The 14422-nt window shown below is 43.2% G+C and carries 10 protein-coding genes and 1 pseudogene; all 11 read right to left on the bottom strand.

All coding sequences use genetic code 11. The annotated features are described in order from the left end of the window. The 11 genes and pseudogenes from ABLT31_RS13845 to ABLT31_RS13795 all read right to left on the bottom strand — a co-directional run bounded on the left by ABLT31_RS13845 (window position 1) and on the right by ABLT31_RS13795 (window position 14400). Entirely contained in the window at window positions 1-858 is an 858-nt protein-coding gene (locus ABLT31_RS13845) for a 3-hydroxyacyl-CoA dehydrogenase family protein (RefSeq protein WP_367752484.1), read from the bottom strand. A 30-nt stretch (window positions 859-888) separates the two neighbouring features. Beyond that, a complete protein-coding gene (locus tag ABLT31_RS13840) occupies window positions 889-2025 on the bottom strand; it encodes an acyl-CoA dehydrogenase family protein (protein ID WP_367752482.1) in 1137 nt (378 codons plus the stop codon). Between the two features lie 493 nt (window positions 2026-2518). After that, window positions 2519-4726 (bottom strand): helix-turn-helix domain-containing protein, encoded by a 2208-nt coding sequence (locus ABLT31_RS13835; protein WP_367752480.1) that lies wholly within the window; start codon window positions 4724-4726, stop codon window positions 2519-2521. 35 nt (window positions 4727-4761) lie between these two features. Further along, entirely contained in the window at window positions 4762-5529 is a 768-nt protein-coding gene (locus ABLT31_RS13830) for an IclR family transcriptional regulator (protein WP_367752478.1), read from the bottom strand. Window positions 5530-5905: 376 nt separating this feature from the next. Continuing rightward, a complete protein-coding gene (locus tag ABLT31_RS13825) occupies window positions 5906-6091 on the bottom strand; it encodes an aspartyl-phosphate phosphatase Spo0E family protein (RefSeq protein WP_367752476.1) in 186 nt (61 codons plus the stop codon). A 296-nt stretch (window positions 6092-6387) separates the two neighbouring features. After that, window positions 6388-8458 (bottom strand): annotated as a pseudogene (locus ABLT31_RS13820) ((Fe-S)-binding protein). Between the two features lie 160 nt (window positions 8459-8618). Continuing rightward, window positions 8619-10202, bottom strand: coding sequence for an MDR family MFS transporter (locus ABLT31_RS13815; RefSeq protein WP_367752474.1), 1584 nt, complete (start codon window positions 10200-10202; stop codon window positions 8619-8621). Window positions 10203-10214: 12 nt separating this feature from the next. Next, on the bottom strand, window positions 10215-10604 hold the full coding sequence (locus ABLT31_RS13810; protein WP_367752472.1) for a hypothetical protein: 390 nt from the start codon (window positions 10602-10604) through the stop codon (window positions 10215-10217). Window positions 10605-11500: 896 nt separating this feature from the next. Then, window positions 11501-12775: a TRAP transporter large permease gene (locus ABLT31_RS13805; RefSeq protein ID WP_367752470.1), complete on the bottom strand. Its 1275-nt coding sequence runs from the start codon at window positions 12773-12775 to the stop codon at window positions 11501-11503. Then, complete coding sequence (locus ABLT31_RS13800; protein WP_367752468.1) at window positions 12776-13261, bottom strand: TRAP transporter small permease; 486 nt, start codon at window positions 13259-13261, stop codon at window positions 12776-12778. It lies immediately after the preceding gene. An 80-nt stretch (window positions 13262-13341) separates the two neighbouring features. Then, the gene (locus tag ABLT31_RS13795) at window positions 13342-14400 is read right to left on the bottom strand and encodes a TRAP transporter substrate-binding protein (RefSeq protein ID WP_367752466.1); all 1059 of its coding nucleotides are present in this window, start codon (window positions 14398-14400) and stop codon (window positions 13342-13344) included. Between the last annotated feature and the right edge of the window lie 22 nt (window positions 14401-14422).

The following is a 14422-nucleotide window of genomic DNA, read 5'->3' as shown; positions in this document are numbered from 1 at the left end:
CTATTTGTTATAGTCATAGAAACCAGCCCCTGTCTTTTTCCCTAGTCTACCAGCGCGAACGAGTTGACGAATTAATAGAGGAGCGGCAAATCTATCATCTTTGAACTCATCATAGAAGTAATCCATCACAAACAGTCCCACTTCTACTCCGCCAAAATCTTGCAGCTCAAACGGCCCCATTGGGTAGTTCAACCCAAGCTTAACGGCTTTATCCACGTCCTCCATGCTGGCGACGCCTTCTTCAACCAAGCGAATGGCTTCGATAAATTGCGGAATCATGATGCGGTTCACGATAAATCCTGGAGTATCCTTTTTGACTTCGATCGGTTCTTTACCCATTTCTCTAGCCAAATGTATCAGCTTTTGTACGGTATCATCACTTGTCTTGTACCCACGGACGACTTCAACTAGCTTCATAATTTGCGGAGGATTGAAAAAGTGCATACCGGCAACGCGATCCTGCCTTTTGGTAGCCTCTGCGATGACTGTGATGGACATGGACGATGTATTCGTGGCCAAAATCGCATCTTCTGGCATAATCTCATCCAATTGAGCAAACACTTTCTTTTTCGCCTCTAAATTTTCAATAATAGCTTCAATGACGATTCCTGCTTTTTTCATTTCTTCCAGATGAGTGGTGCAGGTTACACGCTCCAAAACGTCAGCCTTCTGTTCAATTGTCATTTTCCCTCTGGAGATGCTTTTATCCATGAATTGTTCCATACGTTCCACAGCTCGTTGCAAAAACTTATCTTCCACATCACACAAAATCACTTGAAAACCCGCCATAGCGGCAAGATGAGCAATCGCTCCACCCATTGTTCCAGATCCTACTACACCTACGGTTTGCATACTCATATTACTTCCTCCATTCTTTTGGTTAACTGATTAAGATAAGATTTCCTTTGCGATAATCACGCGTTGAATTTGGTTGGTTCCTTCATAAATTTGCATGATCTTAGCGTCTCTGAAGTATTTCTCTACGGGATACTCGCGAATAAAGCCATAGCCTCCGAAAATCTGCACGGCATCCGTGGCCACTTTCATCGCTGTATCGGCTGCAAAGCATTTAGCAAAAGCCGCATGGGTAGGAGAAGGACGCCCCTCTTGCAGAAGGTATACCGACTTATGGACTAACAAGCGGGCGGCTTCGATATTCATAGCCATATCGGCTAACATAAATTGAATCGCTTGAAAGTTCGATATCGGTTTACCAAATTGCTTTCGTTCTTTTGCGTAAGCCAAGGCTGCCTCATAAGCTCCTTGAGCCACCCCAACGGATTGGGCACCGACCATCGGTCTGGCGTGGGATAAGGCTTTCATGAAAATCTTGAAGCCCTCGCCCTCGACCCCGATGCGGTTGGCAACAGGAACGCGGACTTCGTCAAAATGGACGGAATTGGTATCTGAAGCGCGCAGCCCCATTTTCTTTTCCTTCTCCCCTACACTAACCCCGTTCCATTCCCTCTCGACAATCAGCGCCGTAAAGCACTTCGAATCTCCTGATCCCTTTTGCTTTGCTAGCACCACATAAAAATCAGCATAGCTGGCATTCGTAATAAAGCATTTGCTTCCATTCAGGATATACTCCTCCCCGACCCTTTCCACAGTTGTAGACATACCCGAAACATCACTGCCTGCACCAGGCTCCGTAAGGGCAAAAGCAGCAAACTGTCCATCTTGGGTTAATCGGTTCAAGTATTTCATTTTCAGTTCCTCATCCGCACCTACAAGAATGGGGTAGGAAGCTAAAGAGTTTGCTTCAGCTGAAGTGGCAATCCCTGCACATCCTCTAGCAAGCTCCTCTACGATTAAAGCATGGGAAATCTTATCGATCCCTGGGCCCCCATAAGTTTCAGGTATGGAAAGATTGAACAGTCCGCACTCTCGCAATTTTTCCATAATTTCCATCGGAAACTGTTCTGCCTCGTCATACTTCCTCGCTACAGGAATAATTTCTTCATTAATAAACTCTTTGGCCAGCGAACGAATCGCTTGATGCTCTTCTGTTAAGTTAAAGTTCAAAATGCTTCACCTCCAAAAGGATTCTTTGGTTACTCGGTTGGTTTATAAGTAGATTATATAATTGACAAGAGGTCCCTTATAGGTACACCGTGTACGAATTGAATTCTGACTATTGGATCATGATTGACCAATGCGAGTGTAAAAAAAAGTAACTTTATAAGTTCCTGGAAATATGATTCACATCCATTTGGCCATTCTTGTATCGAATAAATGGAAAAGCTCCACTTAAAATCAAAATCAGCCAAGATAAAGTGGAAATAGTGGCAGAAGCGCCATCTATTTGAACAAAACCTCATAATTCTGGCCGTTTTATTGACATTAATGGGAGTTATTCCATTTATTTGCAAGAAAAAATATTGTTATAGTGGTTTAATTGAACAATCTCCACCTAATTCAAGTCTTGCCAGCCCTGCCAAGCCCTCAATCACAAAAAAGGCCGCCCCTAAAGTCATTACCGACCATAGGAACAGCCTTTTCTCCTCGAGGGTTTATTTTAGTTGTTATAATATAAATCATAAAGCTTATAAGCGATCATTAAATTTAACCGATGCTCCGCATCATCCAGATCCAACTCCAGAATATCCCTAATCCTCTCTATCCGATACCGCAGGGTGCTGCGATGAATAAACAGGGAATCCATCGTTTCTTTTAGATTTCCGTTGCAGAAGAGGTACATACGAAGCGTATTAAAGAGGTCAGCCCCTTTCCCCTCCGTATAGTTGAGAATGGGATCCAGGTATTTTTGAACAAATAAGTGGGCGATGGCCGGATCCTGCAAGTTATTTAATAACGTATACGCCCCTGACTCTTCGAACAAAGCAAATCCATCATTACGAAACCGAAGAGAAACCACGTTATGGGCTTGAACGGCTTGTTTATAGCAGTAATAGCAGTCGCTAATTTTCGTCGTTTTCCCACCGACGCCAAGGTATACCCGACTTTGAGGGCTCTCACTTCGAACAAACTGATTGGCTAGCTGATAAAGCGCTTCCCAATAGTTCTTCACGCCTTCCGCTTCCTTCAGCGCCGGAACGATGAGGATGAATTCGTCCCCTTTACGCGTAAGCATCATTACCTTTTCAAACATAGCCAAGCGGTCCTTCAACTGCTCCCACAACCAAGATTTTTTGGCCTCCCGGTCGAGTAAATCCGTTTCACGATTCTCTTCCCCCCCCATTTGAATCGTCAAAACCCCGATTCGGTGCGGCTCGAACATGTTCCATTTAAATAGATTAGCGTATTCTATGATTTTATCCTGATCCTCTACCTTTTCTTCAAACAACCGATTGATTACACTATCTTTTACTTGTTCTCTCGTATCCAATACAAGCTTTTGTTTGATAAAGTGAATGGCATACACGTTTAGGGCGTGCTCCACCGTCAGACGCAGAACATCGTCTAATTCTTCTTGGCGGATATGCACAGCCAAATACCCTAACAGATCTCCGCTGCCTATGACAGGCCAGACCCCAATATCATGATCCTCCGCAGTCAATCGTTCCAGCCAGATCCCTTTCTTTTTCATGCTTCTAATCTGCTTCCCCAGATCGTATATACGATTTAAAATGGCCTCAGGCCCAGAGTCGCCTCCAGATATATGAAATGAAATGGGTCTCAGGAAGCGATCCAATAACACAACCGATCGGGAAAACAAATGGCTGAGTGTATGGGAAATAACATCAAAGTTCTCCCCTTCTACCGTTTGCTTCATCAACTCCTGCTGGTGTCCCATGAAGGTTTGGAGACGCTGCTTCAGATCAATTTCAATATTGTACAATCGGGCATTTTCTAGTAAAGCAGACGCATGGGTAGATAGAAATTCAAGAAGCTCCAAATCATTTTGAGAGAAAGTGCCTAATCGCTTATGAGCAATGTGAAGTATACCAATCGTTCTCAGATTAACCACTAAAGGAACCGTTAGTTCATTCTTTCCGGGATGTCCAAGAAACGGAAAGCAATCAGTCAGGACACCGTGTTTTTCTACCTTTATCTTTTCTGGCATAATCATCGGACCGACTGCTGGGGGCTGGAAGGAAAATTCACTCTGAGACTCATCATACAGATAGATGCAGGCAAATTCAGCGTGGGTGCCTTGACAAGCTTGTTCTACTATTTTCTCTACCAGCTGTTCAATCGGTGATCCGGGAAAAATATTTTCATTAAACCATTGGATCCCCTTCATTTTCTTACTGCCCATTTCTTTGCTTTGAGCCAACTCCATCGCAACAGCAATGTCTTTCCCAAATTCGAGGAAAATACGCTCGGTCTCCATAATCATCGGAATAAACTGCTGAAATCCAATTACACAAAATCCTAGACTATTCGTATCATCCTTAACGGGAACGGCAAACCATGTCGAGATCTTTTCCTTGTTCATCACTTGATGGAAAGCACAAGGTTGTTCCTCTTCCATTCTTTCTGTATCCCAACCAGTCTCACCAAGTTTCGGAGAGCACTGGTTCAATGCAATCGGAAAGTTACTGGCAAACTGCTCAGACCCTCCCTTCCATGCTTTGGGGATCAAGCCTTGCTTTTCGTCTTTAAGAATAATCGCGACAAAATCACACGTAAACTCCATCCAAAACGAATCTAATAAATAGTTTAACGTCTCTTCCATTGTATCGAATTTGACCAGATGCCTGGCCGTACGACGAAGATGTGATTCAATCTTTTCGACGAGCTTTTCACGCTTGCTGCTCATAAAAACCTCCTTTCCCCCAGACATGGAATATGGACTCAGTTCGCCTGATAGCCAAAACTGGCGGAGATCTCTCTGCTTGCCTCGAGGAGATACCGGCTCAAACTCTCTTCCTCATTCTGTGGAATCATTTGGGAGAATCCTACAACGGTTACGGTCCCCAATAAATTTTTCTTGAAATTAAATACCGGAAAGGCAACGGAATTCACGAATTGAACGAGCGGCTCCCTAGCAAAGGAAATTTCTTTCTCCAATATTGTTTTACGGTCCTCTTCGAGCTGCTTGATTTTTTCATCAGAGATCGATTTCAGCTCTTTTTCCTTCCACTCCCTGATGGTATGATCATCCATAAAGGTGTAAAACAATTTGCCCGATGCCGAAAGAATCGGTAACAGAGTACCGATTTGTGCCCCAATGTTGAGTCCCTGGCTGGCATTAAACATTCGAACGACCATCGGTCCATTATGTGTCCAAACACAATACAAAACGGTACTGGAGCATTTTTGATTAATTTCCTGTAAATAAGGAGCTATACGATCCAACACATTCTCCTGGTCTATGGCAGCCATTCCGTATTGGATGAGCTTACTACCCAGAGTATACGTGCCTGATTCCTTTTCCCGATAGAGAATTCCCAATTGGGTAAACGTATTGAGGTACTTGTATAGGTTGCTTTTCGTAACTTGCGTCAGCTCTTGAATATCGGAAAACCTGAGCGGTCTTCCTTGCTTGGCTATTATATCTACAATATTCATCCCCACCTGCAGGGATTGAATCGTTGTTCCACTTTTGTTCATTTCCGCCATGACGATCTCCTGCCTATTAAATGATAATTAAAATGATGCCACCAAAATGGTTCGCCTCCATCCTATTCTACTTTATAGCGGAACTGAAAAAAAGGGAGATAACAGCGAAACGGAAGAATATCCGTTCTTCCGTTTCCATTTAGCATCTATACAACAAATAGTCTTTTATTTCTTAATCGGCTAGGCTTTTTTTGGAATGGATATCTTTCCATTCTATTTTCTTCTTTGTAGCAATCCATACAATAATTGAATTTCTCGGTAAATTCAAAATAGGTTAGTTTTGTTCCACATTGCTTGCAGGTTTGGTCGACTAAAGTTAGTTTCATTTTGTCATCGATCCTTTCGTTTTTTATGTTTTGAATTTTATCTTCCTATCCTAATGCTTAGGTACAATGGGAAAGTTAAAGATAATCTTTTGATATCGGTTAATCAGTTCATCTAACCCTTGACTCATCATGATCACTTCAGGGTGCGTTAATCCCTCGTTTAAAGCTAATTGATGCATGTCCTCTCGTAATTTGTTCATGCTGTCCGTAAGTTTCACTAATTCATGCAGTATCATGTAACCCTGTGCCTCCTAATTTTCTCTCCACTAGTTTTATATTTACTAGTCTAATAAGCAATTTTCATGCCAATATAAATCCCTTTAAAACCAACCATTTCATTACAAAACATCCCTCATTCCGTTTCTTATGAAACAAATTAGTTACAATCTGTTTCATAACAAGGAACACAAAAAAAGGGAAGAATATCACCGATATTCTTCCTTAAGGAGTGGGGAAACTATCAAAATATCAGAGCGTAAAAACCCTCCATGGAGGGTGTCCCAAGAAAGGCACACCCTCTAGCAGGCTTTTACTAATGTTCAAGGGATTTTTCCACGATTTCAGCGATATCTAAGGTTTTAACATGTTCCGCTTCTTTCGCCTTTGTTCCATCACTCATCATCGTTAAGCAGTATGGACAGTTGCTTCCGATCGTCGTTGGGTTTAAACGAAGCGCTTGTTCTGTACGTTCGATGTTAATGCGTTTCCCTTGTGTCTCTTCCATCCACATATTTCCGCCACCGGCTCCACAGCACATGGCATCCTGCTTGTTTCTCTCCATTTCTAGCACGTTGACGCCAGGAATGGCTTTTAAAATTTGCCGCGGGATATCATAAATATCATTAATATCTGCCGATGTAGCACGAATCGTGATAAGCTATGGCTTCTTGTACTTCTTCGGTAGGCTTAATACGGCCTTCCTGAATGAGCTTGAATATGAGTTCGGTATGATGAAACACTTCCGCTTCTAAGCCAAACTCCGGATATTCATGCTTAAAGGTATTGTACGTATGAGGACAAATCGTCACGATTTTCTTGACATTATTAGCTTGGAAATTAGCGATGTTTTCTTGGCATAACTGCTGGAACAAAAATTCATTTCCCATTCGGCGGGCCGTATCGCCTGAATTACGTTCTTCGTTCCCTAAGATCGCAAACTTTACCCCAGCCACATTCATGATTTTGGCAAAGGATTGGGCAATTTTCTGACTGCGGTTGTCAAACGATCCCATCGAACCGACGAAAAACAGATACTCAAAATCCTCCACTTCATCCACGGTAGGCACCACAATGTCGTCCCGGCATTCGCGCCATTTGATGCGTTCCTTCCGGTTAATCCCCCATGGATTGCTTTGTCTCTCAATATTTTGGAAGTAACGTGTCGCTTCATGGGCCATGTTCCCTTCCGTTAACACGAGGTAACGACGCATATCGATAATTTTATCGACATGCTCATTGGCTACTGGACATTGATCCTCACAAGTACGGCAGGTCGTACACGCCCAAATCTCTTCTTCCGTGATCACATCGCCAATCAAGTTGGGGAATTCGAGAGTAGCTGCCACCTCCGATGAAGCCGCCCCTTGGATGGCCAATTGGTTGGCATGCGTGTTCTTCAAAGCAAAATCCGGCATCCAAGGAGAACGGGAAGTGATCGCAGCTCCTTTTTCCGTCAGGTGATCCCTCATCTTTACGATGAGATCCATCGGAGATAACGTCTTGCCCGTTCCGGAAGCTGGACACATATTCGTACATCGTCCACATTCCGCACAGGCATACAGATCGATCAGCTGATGTTGGGTAAAGTTCTCAATTTTCCCAACCCCATATTCCTCCACTTCTTCATCTTCAAAATCGATCTTGCTCAATTTCCCTACGGGTCCGACTTTCTTGAAGAAGATATTGAACATCGCAAATAGCTCATGCGCTTGCTTGGACTGCGGGACAAACACCATGAAGGACAACACGATCAGCATGTGCACCCACCAGAATACATAGAACAAAACGGTGGCTGCTGTTGTTCCGATGCCGAAGAACACCAACGCAACGACTCCGGAGAAAGGAGCATACACCAAATCCGGTTCATGCCCGAGCATCACGGTTTCAAAGCCCAGCGCAAGCAGGATCGACAGGGTCAGAATAGTTAACCCGATATAAACAAAGGCCGCTTTGCCATTCCGCTTCCATTGCAATCGCTTCAGCTTCTCCACATAGCGGCGGAAGGCCGCATATCCCACGGCGCACAGCATGAGGAAGGTCGTCCACTCCTGCAGAAGACTAAAATATTTATGTCCATCGCCAAACGGGAACTCGTACCCTTTACTAAATCCCTTAATGACCAGTTCGATCAGTCCCACTTGGATAATCATAAAACCATAAAACAAGATCAAGTGCATACAGCCGCTTTTCTTGTCTTTAAACAGTTTTCTCTGCCCGAACCCATTGATTAACACAGCATTGATTCGTTCTTTGAGATTCGGTTCATAAGCAGCTTTCTTGCCAAGCTTCACAAACAGATAGCGGCTGTATATCACATGGAGAAACAAGTAGACGGCATAACCCGTTACCGCCAGCAAAGCTAATAGGTTAAGTAATGCTAACATTTCTCTTTCCTCCTTTTTAATCTAGTTTAACGCAAAATCCGTGCCAACGGTTTTCATGTGAGTAATCTACCTTTTTCACCTCCGAGATGGGCTTCGTTCGTTTCTAGTGAAACACGAGTATGTTTCATCCATTTCACGTAATAAAACTAGATTTGCTCTTTTAACCTTGCATTGTTCTTTTTATCCTGTCAACTGCCGATTGCGAGTCTTCTTCATTCGATGTCCTTAGTGGAATTTCTTTAAGAAATAAAGTAAGAATGAAAGCTAATACCACCATTCCCGTCCCAAACCAAAACACTTCGGATAAGGCGTAGTTCAGCGCCTCCTTCGATGTCTCCAGCAATTGTTCAACATGCGGATATAACTCTGCAGGCACCTTTTGTTTCATTTCTTCTGCAGCATGCGGACTCATAAGAAGCTGAGGATTTAGTAGATCTTCTCTGGCCATAGATCCGGGTAAAGAGGTTTCGGCCAGCTTTTGCGACATCTTGGTGGTCATAATCAACCCCATGACAGATACCCCAACCGTTGCTCCCATTTGCCGAAATAATTGAGAAGTCGCTGTCGCTACCCCTAAGTATTTATGCTCGACTGCATTTTGTACAATTAATGGGTACACGGGCATCGTCAAACCCATGCCGACTCCACTTATGACCAAATAGAAAACCAGCCAATTCAAATCGGTTTCAGGCGTTAATCGCGTATTTAGAAAAACACCCGTTGCCATTAGGAAAAAACCCGCTAATCCAAGCCCTTTATATTTCCCAGTTCTCGTGATAATTTGTCCAGCTATCGTACTAAAACTTACCATGCAAAGTGTCATGACCATTTCCATGAGTCCGGAGATGGTTGCTGATTTTCCAAGTACCCCTTGGACGTAAAACGGAATGTACATCACGAGGCCAAACATTCCCATTCCGAACAGAAACAATACAATATACGAAAGAATAATGACGCTATTTTTAAATAAAAAGAGGGGGACGACAGGACTCTTCACTTTATTTTCAATTAAAACAAAAAGAAAGGAAAAACCGAAAAAGCAGCTGAATAATCCGATAATAATGGTGGAATGCCAAGCATATTCGGTTCCAGCCCAGCTTAAACCGAGCAGGAAGGTAAGGATCGTGAGGGTTAGAAGGAAAGAACCCAGATAATCGATTTGTTCTTTTTCTTTACGCTGAACCGGAGGATATAGTTTCAAGATCATCATAAAAGCGAACAAACCAATAGGAAGGAAAATCCAAAATACCCACGACCAATTCATATGATCGACGATATATCCTCCTACTGTAGGGCCAATCAGGCTTGAAACACCCATCACTCCTGCCATCACGCCTTGCCATCTGCCTCTCTCACGAGGGGAAAACAAATCACCGACGGTTGTCACAGCAGAGGACATAATCATCCCTCCACCGGCTCCCTGCATTCCTCTAAATAAAATGAGCTGGCTAATGGATTGAGAGAATCCGCTTAACAAAGATCCGATCATAAAAATACAAATCCCTGTCAGAATAAAAATTTTTCTCCCATAGATGTCCGATAACTTACCAACCAAGCTGGCGGTCACACTCGAGGTTAGCATATAAATGCTGAACACCCAGTTAAAATACTCCATTCCGCCGATTTCTGCTACGATCTTCGGCAAGGAGGTCCCCATAATGGTCATATTTAAAGAGGCAAAGAACATGGCCGACATAATAGCAATAATAATCGTTATTTTTTTCTTCAAAGCTAACTGTTCCAAGGTAAACGCCTCTCATTCCTGAATTTTCTCTCCCTTAACTTGTTTAGAGAGAGAAATAAAATGAAACAACTTGAATTGTGCTTTTTCTTCACAGAACCTGCATAAGCCTCTTTCCTTATCAGTTATTTTTTTAATATGAGGGGTATAAATGACTTTAAGGCCTTCTGTGACATGATCCTTACAGACGAACATCCTCTTTTCAATCCCCCATGTAATGCCACCGACCATCAGGACGGTGAAGTCCCCCCCATATCTCTCCTTCCATTTCAGGGCTTTTTTAATGATCAACTCATCTTCCTGATTAAAATGAATTTTCCCCCCATGGGCAGTGACCATTCCATTTTGAATCAAGCTTTTTTCATCCAATTGAAAGGTTTGTTTTAACTGAGGTAACATCTTCATCCCATTCCCCTCTTCCAATCAACTTTATAGTCAGTTAATAAAATTACAAGCAATTTCCATGCCAAAAAGAATGTTCGAGGCCTGACTGAGTTGTATTTTATATTTTCCGTTCCCTGTTTCTGTTGAAACATTTTATGTTTCAATTGTTTCAAATCGATGTACGGTAAACCAAAACAAAAAAGACCCTTATTAGTAAAGGATCAGCTAGGACATGAATCAGTAGAAACGACCAATCTTTACACCCATTTATCCAATACTCAACGTAAAAGAGCCCTGGAACATATGAACCGCGGTGGTTTTATTGTAAGAAGGGCTCTATCCTCTTCTCTCTTTAAATTATCTATTTAATAAAACTTCAAATAGAACTTATTACCTATTTTTTGATCTGTAACATTCTTGTAATCTTTTACAGTTATAATAGAGTTAAGTTTTCAAGTATTGACCCCCTTATAATATATATTTCAAGGACTTGCTTCATATAAGCAAGTCTATTTTTTTTAATAAATAATTATTAGAGTTACAAAATAGGCAAAATCTTGACTACTGACCCCAAAACCTTGACAGACAGGAATTGTACGTTGTATATGACCATAACGTGAGCCTCGGTCAGACATCTTTACCTTTGACGAAAGTTATAAACCCTAAACAACGTACAGTTTTCAGCTAAAAACCATTCTTTGTGTACGTTTAAGACGATGGATGAAGGTGGTATAGTTTTTGCCTATTGTGTTACGTGCGTTTTGTTTCCAGTTAAATCATATTCTTTAGGCCCAAATTGAAAATTAAGTGGAGAGAGTCCAACTATTCCAGCAACCTCCACACCCACCTCGCGAAAAATTGCAAAAAAATCATGAAGCTATACACTTAAAATGCATAGCCTCATGATTTGTCTCTTGTTATTCAAACAGATTCGGCAGCCATAGTGATATTTGCGGAATGAAGCTAATGAGCAATAGATCCACAATGAGCACCACGATAAAAGGCAAGATGGCCTTCGTTATATCCTCCAATTTAATCTGGGCGATCTGACAGGAGATAAATAGGTTTACACCGACAGGAGGAGTACACATCCCCATGGCTAAGTTGACAATCATGATCATCCCGAAATGGACCGGGTCGATGCCAAATTTCATAGCTACTGGTGCCAAAAGCGGCGCTAAGATGATGATGGAAGCACCGGTTTCAAAAAACATACCAACCATAAATAAAAGAAGGTTGACGCAAAGCAAGAAAATAATTGGATTGGGCGAGATATTGGTGAAGAATTCGGCTACCATTTGAGGTACTCCTTCACGGCTTAGAATCCAGCCGAATAATCCCGCATTGGCAATGATAAACATAATGATGGCCGAGGTAACCGTAGAATGGCCAAGGATAGGGAGTAAATCCTTCCATTTAATTTCCTTATAAATAAATACACCGACAATAAAGGCATAAGCAACCGCTACCCCTGCAGCCTCCGTAGGGGTAAAAATCCCTCCGTAAATCCCCCCAAGGATAATGACAGGCATAAATAAAGCTAAAATGGCATCCTTAAATGCTTGCCAGCGCTCTGCCCAGCTCATCCGCTGTTCGCTGGCATAGCCTCGTTTTTTGGCTATAAAATAGACCGTAATCATTAAAGAAAGACCAATCATCAGGCCGGGAACAACACCTGCCATGAACATGTCCCCTATCGATGTTTCCGTTGTAACGGCGTATAATATCATCGGAATACTAGGAGGGATAATTACGCCCAGCTCCCCGGACACCGCCTGAACGGCACCTCCAAAATTCCGGTGATAGCCTCGCTTAACCATGGCTGGAATGAGGATGGATCCTAGTGCGGCGACCGTTGCGGCGCTTGAACCGGATATTGCCGCAAAAAACATGGATGTTACTACAGCTACCAGCCCTAATCCGCCTGTGATATGACCGGTCAAAGAGTTGGCAAAATGGACTAACCTTCTCGATATTCCCCCCGTTTCCATTAGGGCTCCCGCTAAAATAAAGAAGGGGACGGCCATGAGCGGAAAAGAATCGATCGAAGTAAAGGCCCTCTGCGCCAGAATGATCAGGGGAATCCCTCCACCCCACCAGACCGCGATGGCCGACGACAATCCTAAAGCGATGGCGATCGGCACCCCCACGCCAAGCAAGCCTAATAATGAAAGAAATAAGACGGCTGCCATTTACGCCTCACCTTCCTTTTTCGCGACCATTTCGATCATGACGGCAATGGCATTCATGATCAGGAGTGCTGCTCCAATAGGAATGCAACTATATGAAACCGACATAGGCAGACGCAAAGCAGCAGATTGCTGGGCATGGACTTTCCCCATCATTTCAATCCCTTTAACAAACAGCAAAGCAAAAAATATAATGGCGATAATATGAATGATAAACTTCAACACTTTTCTTTTTTGCGGCGTGAGTCGCTCGGACACAAACTCAACGGCAATAAGCTGTTGATTGCGGAGAGCTATAGCGGAACCTATAAATATGGTATAGGCCATGATCAAACGAGCCAGCTCTTCAGACCATGGAAGGGGAAGGCCGAGAAAGAAACGGGAAAATATTTGGAAGATAATAACCGCAGACATAATCCCTAATAGAATACCGAGAAGGATTAGAATCCCTTTATTTATGTAATCGATGCCGCGCAAGATGGCCGTCATAGGTATGTCTCACACCTTTCCTTTTTAATAGATAGAAGGAAAGCAGAAGTTAGAACCTCTGCTCTCCCTGTCGAGCCTGCTTACTTTGCTTCGCGAATTCTCTTGAGATAATCGCCATACTCACCGTCATACTTTTGATAAACCTTTTCCGAAGCAGCTACGAACGCATCCCGGTCAAACTCACTTTGCGGAAGGACTTGCATTCCACCGTCAGTAGCCGTTTTCAAAAACTTTTCGTTCATCGTGGCAATGAATTCGCGTTCATGATCCCTTGCTGCTTCTGCTGCGGATTGAAGAATCTTTTGCTGGTCCGGTGTCAGGCTATCAAATTTAGCTTGATTGATGATAAAAGGTGCTGCTTGATAGAAATGCTCGGAAAGAGTGATATATTTCTGAACTTCATAGAATTTGTTCGGCACGATAACGGACAGCGGATTTTCTTCCCCATCGACTACCCCTTGCTGCATCGCTGTAAACAGCTCCGTGAAGGACATCGGTGTTGGGTCTGCTCCATAATCGCGGAAGGTATCCAGATGAATCTTGTTTTCCTGGGTCCGAATCTTAATTCCTTTCAGATCATCCGGCGTCTTGACCGGTCTTGTGTTATTCGTAATATTCCGGAAGCCATTTTCAGCCCAAACCACCAGCTTCATTCCGGAACTTTCAAGCTGCTTGCCGATCTCTGCGCCAATTTCACCATCCAATACTTTATAGGCGTGTGTACGATCATTGAATAAGAAAGGAAAATCAAGGGCACTGGACAATGGGGCAAAGTTTCCTAGCGGTCCGGATCCCGAAATCACAGCGTCCAGGGTCCCTAACTGAACGGCTTCAATCATTTCTCTTTCTCCACCCAATTCTCCATTCGCGTGGATCTCGATCTTAACCGTACCGTTCGTTTCCTTTTCTACCTGTTCCTTTAGCTTGACCAGAAATTGCTGATAGTGAGACGTTTCCGTATCAGGTGCGGCGCTGCCAACGGCAATCGTTACGCTCTCCCCTTGGCCGCCGCCGCTTGAAGCGGTTGATTCGGCAGCGGGTTTGGAAGCATTGGAGGATTCCGATGCGTTGCTTCCACACCCTACTAAACTGCCAACAGATAATAATGTGACTAAAAGATACGATAATCCTTTTTTCATCTTTTTTCCCCCTGATTTATGT

The organism is Ammoniphilus soli, assembly GCF_040813775.1.
This window is presented reverse-complemented; position numbering and strand designations above follow the sequence as displayed.